The organism is Pedobacter sp. 01T416_2 (genome assembly GCF_056398925.1).
In genome coordinates, this window is sequence record NZ_JBFTQI010000246.1 from 1 (window position 1) to 8,497 (window position 8,497).

Sequence of the window (8,497 nt, forward strand, 5' to 3'; positions counted from 1 at the left end):
GTTCGCTGCGATCAGGTTTAGTAACTGATCACAGTAGTTCTTAGGGGTGTAATTAAGCGTTAAATGACAGATCCCAAAAACAAGTCTTCCTTTTCCTTCATTTGAAGAATCTTTGACTTAAGACTTCTGACTAATGCCTTATGACTAAACTAGTGATGTGCGTGAGTAGTTTCCAATTCGGCAACTTCTACTTCTCCTTCGGCAGTAATTTCTAAAAGCTTAACCGCTTTCAATTCATTTACCATAACCGGATCGTATTTTGCACGTACTTTTACATAGTTTTTGGTAAAACCGTGCATGTAACCCGATTTTTGATCTGCCTCGAAAAGCACTTCAGCTTCAGCACCAATTTGAGATTCGTAGAAAGCCCTACGTTTTTTATCAGATAAAATATGGAGCATTTTACTGCGCTCATTACGCTCGCTGCCCGCCACAACACCTTTCATTTCGGCTGCAGCTGTTAATTCGCGCTCAGAGTAAGTAAATACGTGTAGATAAGAAATATCAAGCTGATTTAAAAATTGATAGGTATCCAAGAAATCTTCTTTCGTTTCACCAGGAAAACCGACAATCACATCAACACCAATACAACAATGAGGCATTACTTCCTTAATTTTGGCAACACGTTCTACATACAAATCGCTACGGTAACGACGGCGCATTAAACCTAAAATTTTATCAGAACCCGATTGTAAGGGAATATGAAAATGCGGAACAAACCTTTTCGAAGTGGATACAAACTGAATGATCTCATTGCTCAAAAGATTTGGCTCAATAGATGAAATACGGATTCTTTCAATTCCTTCTACCTCATCTAAAGCCTTAACAAGGTCAAAAAATTTATCTTCACGCTGACCGTTTCTAATTCCGAAATCGCCAAGATTTACACCAGTTAAAACAATTTCTTTAACACCGCTATCTGCAATCATTTTTGCGCGATTCACCACATTTTCAATGGTATCGCTACGACTTGCACCGCGCGCTAAAGGAATGGTACAGTATGTACAAGGATAATCGCAACCATCTTGTACTTTCAAAAAAGTACGTGTCCTATCACCAATAGAATAAGAGGCAATAAAATTATGGTTTACTTTCTCTATATTTTGCTGATGAATAAGGGTTTTTGGTTGCTTGGTTAAATCGGTAATATATTCTACTATCCTGAATTTTTCTGCAGCGCCCAAAACCATATCAACACCTTCTATTTCGGCAATTTCTTGTGGTTTTAACTGCGCATAGCAGCCTACAATGGTTACAAAAGCATTAGGAGAATATTTTAAAGCTTCTTTAACAACTTTACGGCATTTTTTATCGGCATGCTCTGTAACAGAGCAGGTGTTAATCACATAAACATCGGCCTGATCCTGAAACTCTACTACAGCATAACCCGCATCGGTAAATAACCGACCAATAGTTGATGTTTCAGAGAAATTTAGTTTACAACCTAATGTATAAAATGCGACCTTTTTCATTGAGGCTGCAAAGATAGGAAATTTGTTCGGAGTTGTTGGTTTTGAGTTTTGAGAACTGACAAATTACAGACTATAAATTGTTTGGAACGCATATAGTAGTACCATCCTTTAAACGCAACTCGTGCATTCCTTCAGGGCAGGCTCTTTTTTTACAGCCAGACAAACATATGCCTGAAACTAATAAAACGACTATAATAAAGCTTAATTTTAGCATGGGGGTATCGGCTATTTAATTTGAATTGTATAGTTTAATGCATTCTTTTACGGCTTCAAAGCTATAACTATCATCTTTTTTGAATTTCTCTAAAAGTTCTGGTTTATCACTTATTAAGTTGTATAACCTATCTTTGCGATCATTGCGAGAACCGAAGATATGGTTGCTTTTTACCTCAAACAGTTCTCCATTTTCTTTACTTGCATACCAAACAATATCAACCTGATTATTACCACTCTGTCTGTAATATTCGAACAAATCAATTTTGCCTTTAACCAATCTTTGTAAAAAGTCAGGGCTTCTTTTGTCGGGACGTACTTTAACAAGATAATTTATCTCTTTTTCTACCTTATAAAATTCTTTTGTCTCGCGCATTGGGATCTTATTAAAACTGGTGCCTCCTTCTGGCTTGAATCTATAAAAACCAATAAATTGTTTTTTTATTTCACCTTTTAAAGTGTCGTTTTTTGAATTAATCAGAAAATCCTGCTGGGCCTTAACCTGAGAAAAAAAAGGGCATAACATTGCGCAGCATAAGATAGAGCGTAAAAATAGTTTCATGAGTTTGATTTAAATCGGTCAAAAATATTTAAACTTTGGCAAAATACCAATTACTGCTCCTGCCACCGATAACTTTCCTGCTCGAAACCTGCCAGGTCTAACACCCGGCTAATTACCGTACCGGCAACTTCTTCTATTGTTTGAGGCAAACTGTAAAAAGACGGATTGGCCGGACAGATGATTCCACCCGCTTCGGTTACGGTTTTCATATTGTTGATATGGATTAAACTGAACGGGGTATCTCTTACTACAGCTATTAATTTCCTGCGTTCTTTTAACACAACGTCTGCTGCCCTTGAAATCAAATCGTTCGATATTCCATGTGCTACCCTACCCAAAGTTCCCATAGAACAAGGAATAATAATCATGGTATCGTATTTTGCCGACCCTGAGGCAAAAGGAGCATTAAAATCGTTTTTGTTATAAAAGGTAAAGTCTTTAAAATGGTTATAATCCTGGTTTCCCAGTTCGAATTGCCAAACCGCTTTTGCATTGTCGCTCATCACTACACCAACAACCTCAATCTGATCTTTTAATGTTAATAACCGATCAAATAAAACTTTTGCATAAATAGAACCGCTGGCCCCTGTAACCGCAACAATCACTTTCTTTTTCATCATAACACAAAAATAGTTTTTCTAAATCCATTAAAACAAAAAAGGGCCAGAACATTGTTCTGACCCTACATCTACCTATGAAAAACATACCCTCGAAAGGGTAAGAACAAATATATATAAATTTTTAAAAAAATTTAAGCAAGAAATGTTAAATCGCTTAAATCAAACATTTAATTTAAAAACAAAACATAAATAACTGATTACCAGATAAATAATTTTAAAGAAAAAATACATAAAAGCTTTTTTTCTACTTAAAAAGACATCATTTTCAACAAATTCTCGCTTAAGATTGTCTTACAAATCAGTCACAAACACCAAGTAAGGTCCTACTTTATAATTAGGCTACTGATTTTTACACTTTTGACTTTACAATTTTTTCATATTGATATAACATAAAATCAATTCGATTGCATAAAAACATTCTGGCGATTTTACAAATATAATCTCGAATGAATGCTCTTTCGTAACTGAAGAGCAAACGAAATATTATATACCATTTTTTATACTCCCTTATATGTATGAATGTTTAACGATAACAGACCAGCGACTAAATACTGAACCACAACAACTTACAATCAAACAGAAAAACATCACACTTACTATTTATACCGTTCTGTATGATAAATATTATATCATCCTTACAAATCGGTTGGTGATTAGCTGCTTAACGATTATATTTGAAAAAGTGTCAACTTAAATTTATGATAGATTTAGCCTCTCCATTCTTAAAAGCACTGTTAAAACACTCTAAGAACCCCATAATTATTTTTAAGGTAAAACCGATATTGGTGGTGGTAGAACATAACGATGCTTACCAAGCTTTAATTGGGCGGATTGGTGGAAAATTAAAATTCTATGATATTAACATTATCCCAAACCTCCTGTCTGCTACTGAAAAGGTACTTCTGATTAAAACAGTTCAGAAAGTAAGTGAGCTTAAAGCAAAAGCTACACTGGTTATTCATCCCATCTATTCTAACTCGCCAAATGTAAAATGGGAATTGGAATTCTCGCCGGTATTACAAAACGATCGCCCGGTTGAATATATCATCTGTTCATTAAGGGAAATTCCGTTAGATGAAAATGACCTTGAGCATATTTTATTTGAACTTTCAGAAAGTGAAGCACGTTTCAGAGGATTTTTTGAGCAGGCCCCTCTGGGCATGTGCGTATTAAAAGGTCCGGAGCTTATTACAGAATATGCAAACGATAATATATTAAAACTTTGGGGCAAGACAAGGAAAGAAGTAATCGGGATTCCACAAGAAAAGGCACGACCAGAGCTCGAAAAACAACAAGCACTTGTAGCCCATGTAAAAGATATTTTTAAAAACGGCCAACCCTTAACAATCAATGAATTAAAAATTTCGACACCTATTTCAGACGGTTATTTTATAGCTTTTTATGAGCCGTTAAAAAATGATAAAAATGAAGTAAGCAGAATTTTAGTGATTATCAAAGATATTACGGAGCAGGTAAATTTTAAAAAAGAACTACTTAAAGCTAAAGACATTTTAAAAATAGCCATGGATGCATCAGAAATGGGTTCATGGAATATCGATCTGGAAAGCAAACAGATACTTTTATCGGAAAGGGCACAACAAATTTACGAACTGGAAAATAACAGGTTGGGTATAGAAGAAGCCAAATCATTGATATCTATGGAAGACATCGGGCACCTTACCAGTGGCATCAGACGTGCATTACACCATCGAAATGCTTTTAACATCGAATATCAGATTAATCTGAATGGCATAAGCGCTAAAAGCAAATGGTTAAGAACAGCAGGAAAAGCCTATTATAACGAACAAGGAAAAGCCGTTTATATTGCCGGAGCTGTTTTGGATATTACAGAACATAAACAGGACGAAATTAGAAAAAACGACTTTATCGGTATGGTAAGTCACGAGCTTAAAACTCCATTAACATCGTTAAGTGCTTATGTACAACTTTTACAGCATAAATTTAAAGAAACGGATAACGAATTCACCATTCAGATACTTGACAAGGTAAATGTTCAGTTAAAAAGAATGTCGTTAATGATTGATGGCTTTTTAAATGTATCCTTACTTGAAGCTGGCAAAATTTTATTGAACAAAACAAATTTTGACCTAGTTCATTTGATTAAAACCATAGCTGAAGAAAATAGAATTGTTTTACCCAGCCATTTCATCCAGGTGATTGGTACGGAAGAAATGATTGTAAATGCCGATATGGAGAAAATCGGCAATGTGATCACTAACCTGATTGGAAATGCAGCGAAATACTCAAAAAAGAACTCTTTAATTGCGATAAAGTGCGAAACACAAAAGGATTATGTAGTTGTTAGTGTGGAAGATGAAGGTATAGGCATTGGGGAAAATGATATACCCAAACTTTTTGACCGCTTTTACCGCGTAGAGAGCCCCGACACTAAAACAATTGCAGGATTTGGTGTTGGCCTGTATATCTGTGCCGAAGTAATTGAAAGACATCAGGGAAAAATTTGGGCAGAAAGCAAATTGGGTAAAGGTTCTACATTTTATTTCAGCTTACCCGCTGCAAATGACCTATAATAATGTTTAACATTAATTTACTTTGGGCAAGTGAAACTAACCTCTTATTTCTTCCATTTCTAATTTAACATTAACCGCTACCAAACCACGTTTGTGTAATTCTATTTCAAAAATTATTTTCGAATTTATATTAATTTGATCAGATATATTATCTAATTGAAAGTGAATATCCTGGCCATTTTCGTCAATAATGATTCCGTGTCCATATTCAAAGTCAATTTGAGTAACGTCTCCCTTCCTCATATCGCCCATTACAGAATATTTTTTATAAATAACAGACAATTATAGTCATTTTACGTATAATTAAAGATACATAAAATTATTTTTTTGTATAATTATTAATATTTCTTACACCTTTTATGATTACTAAAACGAATTAATAGAAGAGAATGAACGATTTTGACGTTATTTTAATTATGATTGAAATGTTATTTTTTTTTCAAACAGCTGGTTTACAAATTGTTATTACAAATAAAAAAAACTATTTTTATTGAACCAAATCGAGCTTGTGCGTGTTATTAACTGAATTAATCATCCCAATCATGAAAAATCTCATCCAAACCCCGAGCATTAAAGAAGAAATCATCTTATTATCCGAAGAAACGGATCGAAATTATTGGGCTAAACGTTTAGGCGTAAGTTCTGAAGTTTTGAAATCTGCGGTTAGGGCAACAAGAAGCATTATGTTAAATCAAATTACAGCTTATTTAAACCAGCAAAAGAAAAAAATCAGCATTTCCTGATTGTTAAATCAGTATAATTATCTGATTAGAAAGTTATATTTCATTTAGCGTATTAACGGCGGCAAGTACTTCTTTGCATTTAAATGAGATGGTTTTTAATTTTTTCATCATTGCAATGGCTCTTTATATATAATATAAAGAATTACAAAATTGCAACTACAACAAAAACAGCGAGTGCTGCTAAAAGATCTACATCCTCTGTAGTCATAAAATTTATTTCAATCGAATTTATCGCGTTGTCCAAAGGACTCCTACGGAGAGCTTGTCCAAACGCTTAAAAATGCACTAAACCTGCCTCCGAAAGGCTACTATTGACAGCACCTAAAAATCGGCGTCATCTCGACCGGAGCAAAGCGTAGTGGAGAGATCTTTGGACTATATTAAAAAGATCTCTCCACTACAGTCGAGATGGCGATTCATTGTAATGATACAGCTTCTTCTATTTTACGATTAATACTTTAATCTTCCTGTACAATAAGCCAATAGATTAACAGATTCTTTTGAAATTTTCTTGGGATTAAGGTTATCCTTGATGTTGGTAACTGCGGTTCCAAGCTTCTCTTGCAACAGATCGAGTATCCCAATTATGTTTTCTGGTACTATGGTTAAGGATAATAAGGGATAATATTTATTCTCCAGGTCCTTTTTCTGATTATTTGTCGCCAAATCTAAAGTCCATTCTTCAGTTGCAGAAAAACCATATTCGTGCCTTGTATTATTAAGTTCGTACAAAAAAACTTTTGCCTGAACTTTCGGATCGTTACTTGCCATTTTTACCTGGCTTTTTTGCAAACAGATCTATCTCGACCTTTGCCGACTTACCTTTACCTGATTGATAATCAGACGGTGCTTTTTTATTAACACCAGCCTCTTTCTTTTTGTCTCTACTCATCTTTAAATGATTACAGTTTGATAAGACCAATCATCATTGCATAAACAATTCGGTGATTGGAATAAAAAAATACTCATCTAAAATTTAAGATTAGAGAATACCGCAATGGCACATCAGCGAGAGAAAAGCAATGTAATTAGATTATTAATTACTGACATAATCAAATATACATTTATAATAGGCTAAAATCGTCATATCAATATGGTTATCGAGATATATTTTACCTGCGATAGCGATGCCAAACCCTATACCATTTTTTATTATTAGGGTAACTGCGATGCGATGTTCTGTTGTTTATCATTATAGCGACTAACAGTAAAATACTGGCGCCAGATAAAACCGGGCACAGTACGTACAAATAACCTAACGAATGGATTTTAGCAGACCCGATATTGGCTATTAGTGCGGTAGCCCCAATGCACAAATCACATGCCCACCGATTAAATTCCTCGGCTGTGCCAGTGGGCTGTTTATAATTCCATAAATAAGTACCGATGAGGCACCAAATGAACCGATAAGAAATAGATTATCGTTGGCGGTAAAGTATTTAGAATGGAGTATGCCAATAATGCCAATACCTAAAAACGCTCCAATAAATGTCCAAACGTGTTCTTTAAAATCTACTAAAGTTTCTTTGTAAACAATATATTTTGCTGTGCGAAGGTGCTTTCTTATTCGTGTTCTCATAACCTGTACTGGAGCGCGTGCAAAATTAGCAAAATATACAAGGGAAAAGAGAAAGCTTTATAAATAAAAAAGGGCTGAAAAATTAATTTCAACCCTTTAAAATGATTATTATTTCTGATTTTATTTTTGAGATTGCTCAGGCGCTTTTCCGATCAGATCCATAAACTGATCTAATTTAGGTGTWATAATRATCTGTGTACGTCTGTTTTTCGCTTTCCCTCCTGCTGTTGTATTATCAGCAATTGGATTAAATTCGCCACGTCCGCCTGCGGTTAACCGTCTAGGATCGACAGCATATTTGGTTTGCAATACCTGAACCACTGATGAAGCACGCAAGGCACTTAAATCCCAGTTGTTTCGGATATTGGTTTGAGCGATAGGCACATTATCGGTATTACCTTCAATCAGCACATCATAAGTATCGTAATCTTTAATGATTTTGGCGATTTTGTTTAAAGTTTCTCCCGCTTTATCGGAAACTTCGTAACTACCTGATTTATACAACATGTTATCAGCTAAAGAGATATAAACTACGCCTTTAAGCACCTGTACATCAACATCTCCCAACTCTTCTTTACTTAATGATCGCGTTAAATTATTAGTCAACACCATATTAAGTGAGTCACTTTTATTTTTAGCATTTACCAGTTGTTTGATGTATTTATTCGAACTGTTAATTTCATCAACCAATTTCGAAATGTTAACATTGCCCTGGCTACTAGAATTTAAACATTTGTTCAAAGCATCCTGCAATGC

9 protein-coding genes and 1 pseudogene are annotated in these 8,497 nt (G+C 34.7%); 2 read left to right on the plus strand and 8 right to left on the minus strand.

Annotation, left to right across the window (positions count from 1 at the left end; translation table 11 throughout):
• Window positions 1-149: 149 nt before the first annotated feature.
• The 3 genes from mtaB to AC1DPQ_RS12160 form a co-directional block, all read right to left on the minus strand.
• Window positions 150-1,472 carry a tRNA (N(6)-L-threonylcarbamoyladenosine(37)-C(2))-methylthiotransferase MtaB gene (mtaB, locus tag AC1DPQ_RS12150; RefSeq protein WP_477609474.1) on the minus strand — a complete coding sequence of 441 codons (1,323 nt, stop codon included), beginning with the start codon at window positions 1,470-1,472 and terminating at the stop codon, window positions 150-152.
• A 229-nt stretch (window positions 1,473-1,701) separates the two neighbouring features.
• Entirely contained in the window at window positions 1,702-2,247 is a 546-nt protein-coding gene (locus tag AC1DPQ_RS12155) for a hypothetical protein (protein WP_477584392.1), read from the minus strand.
• Window positions 2,248-2,297: 50 nt separating this feature from the next.
• Window positions 2,298-2,867 (minus strand): UbiX family flavin prenyltransferase, encoded by a 570-nt coding sequence (locus tag AC1DPQ_RS12160; RefSeq protein WP_477584394.1) that lies wholly within the window; start codon window positions 2,865-2,867, stop codon window positions 2,298-2,300.
• A 698-nt stretch (window positions 2,868-3,565) separates the two neighbouring features.
• Here AC1DPQ_RS12160 and AC1DPQ_RS12165 point away from each other — a divergent pair.
• The gene (locus AC1DPQ_RS12165) at window positions 3,566-5,419 is read left to right on the plus strand and encodes a PAS domain-containing sensor histidine kinase (protein WP_477584396.1); all 1,854 of its coding nucleotides are present in this window, start codon (window positions 3,566-3,568) and stop codon (window positions 5,417-5,419) included.
• Between the two features lie 36 nt (window positions 5,420-5,455).
• Here AC1DPQ_RS12165 and AC1DPQ_RS12170 read toward each other — a convergent pair whose 3' ends face one another.
• A complete protein-coding gene (locus AC1DPQ_RS12170; RefSeq protein WP_477584398.1) occupies window positions 5,456-5,701 on the minus strand; it encodes a hypothetical protein in 246 nt (81 codons plus the stop codon).
• A 260-nt stretch (window positions 5,702-5,961) separates the two neighbouring features.
• Here AC1DPQ_RS12170 and AC1DPQ_RS12175 point away from each other — a divergent pair, with 260 nt between their 5' ends.
• Window positions 5,962-6,162, plus strand: coding sequence for a DUF3606 domain-containing protein (locus AC1DPQ_RS12175; protein WP_029276356.1), 201 nt, complete (start codon window positions 5,962-5,964; stop codon window positions 6,160-6,162).
• A 450-nt stretch (window positions 6,163-6,612) separates the two neighbouring features.
• On the opposite strand, the gene AC1DPQ_RS12180 is transcribed toward AC1DPQ_RS12175, so the two are convergent.
• The 4 genes and pseudogenes from AC1DPQ_RS12180 to AC1DPQ_RS12195 form a co-directional block, all read right to left on the minus strand.
• Window positions 6,613-6,933, minus strand: a complete 321-nt coding sequence (locus AC1DPQ_RS12180) for a hypothetical protein (protein WP_029276354.1) — start codon at window positions 6,931-6,933, stop codon at window positions 6,613-6,615.
• Window positions 6,923-7,054, minus strand: coding sequence for a hypothetical protein (locus AC1DPQ_RS12185; protein ID WP_262897887.1), 132 nt, complete (start codon window positions 7,052-7,054; stop codon window positions 6,923-6,925). The genes AC1DPQ_RS12180 and AC1DPQ_RS12185 overlap by 11 nt, the downstream gene beginning before the upstream one ends.
• Before the next feature lie 220 nt (window positions 7,055-7,274).
• A pseudogene (locus AC1DPQ_RS12190) lies at window positions 7,275-7,741 on the minus strand (HPP family protein).
• A gap of 120 nt (window positions 7,742-7,861) precedes the next feature.
• The coding region (locus AC1DPQ_RS12195; protein WP_477609477.1) for an OmpA/MotB family protein at window positions 7,862-8,497 on the minus strand (636 nt) is incomplete at its 5' end.